This is a genomic window from Mesorhizobium sp. M2A.F.Ca.ET.039.01.1.1, assembly GCF_003998035.1.
Lineage (GTDB): Bacteria > Pseudomonadota > Alphaproteobacteria > Rhizobiales > Rhizobiaceae > Mesorhizobium.
The window spans coordinates 1-1,005 of sequence record NZ_RZRY01001270.1; the positions used below are offsets into that span (position 1 = coordinate 1).

Consider the following 1,005-nt stretch of genomic DNA (forward strand, 5'->3'; position numbering starts at 1 on the left):
GACTGCGATCGTACTTCCAGCAAGGCGATATCTGGGAAGCAGAGATCATCAAGCGGGCGAAACGCTCGAGCCGCATCGCTTGGTTCTTCGCTCTGGCGTTTGCCGGCATTGCCGCACTCAGCCTTCTGGCAGTCGTTCTGATGCTGCCGCTCAAGAGCTTCGAGCCATACTTGGTCGAGGTCGACAGGAACACCGGCTCCATCGAGGTGAAGTCGGGTCTGACCCGGCCGACCAATCTCACCGAGCAGGAAGCAGTGACGCAGGCCAATGTGGTGCGCTATGTACGCAGCCGGGAGGGCTACGATCCTTACGCGATCGAGGAAAATTTCGGGATCGCAGCACTTCTGTCGACAAGGGATGCTGCGCGCGAGTTGCAGGCGCTTTACAGCGCCGCCAACCCGCAGAATCCAGCCAAGGTCTATGGCAAGCTGAAACGGGTCCTGGTCGACATCAAGTCGGTCAGCTTCCCGAACAGTTCGACCGCGATCGTGCGTTTTTCCACCACGGAAAAAAGCGAGACCGAAGCGACCGACCGCCATTGGATCTCGGTCGTGCGCTTCCGCTACACCGACACGCCGATCAAAAACGAATGGCGTTTCGAGAACCCGCTCGGCTTTCAGGTTTACGACTATCGCCGCGACCAGGAAACCGTGACGCCGGGAAGCCCGTGATGAGGACGACAATGGTCCTTGCCACGGCACTATGCCTTGTCGCCTTCGGCTCCGCCGCCCTCGCCGCGCAGACGCCAAAAGGCGGATCTCTCGATCGGCGGATTACCAGCGTGGTCTACCAGGAGAACAATGTCGTTCAGGTCTTCGCCACCTACGGCATCTCGACCATGATCATTTTCGATGAGGACGAGAAATTCCAGACGATCTCGCTCGGCGACACCGACAGCTGGCAGGTCGTCCCGGCCGACAAGGGCAACATCCTCTTCGTCAAGCCGATCGCCAAGAACGTGATCACCAACATGAACGTCGTCACCGACAAGCGCATCTACTATCT

Annotated in this window: 2 protein-coding genes; both read left to right on the forward strand. The window is 58.9% G+C overall.

All coding sequences use genetic code 11. The features are described 5' to 3' along the window. Positions 1 to 2: 2 nt before the first annotated feature. On the forward strand, positions 3 to 671 hold the full coding sequence (locus EOA24_RS39195) for a type IV secretion system protein (RefSeq protein WP_127410894.1): 669 nt from the start codon (positions 3 to 5) through the stop codon (positions 669 to 671). Further along, positions 671 to 1,005: TrbG/VirB9 family P-type conjugative transfer protein (locus tag EOA24_RS39200; protein ID WP_245501985.1), on the forward strand; the 335-nt coding region annotated here is incomplete at its 3' end. The genes EOA24_RS39195 and EOA24_RS39200, both read left to right, overlap by 1 nt.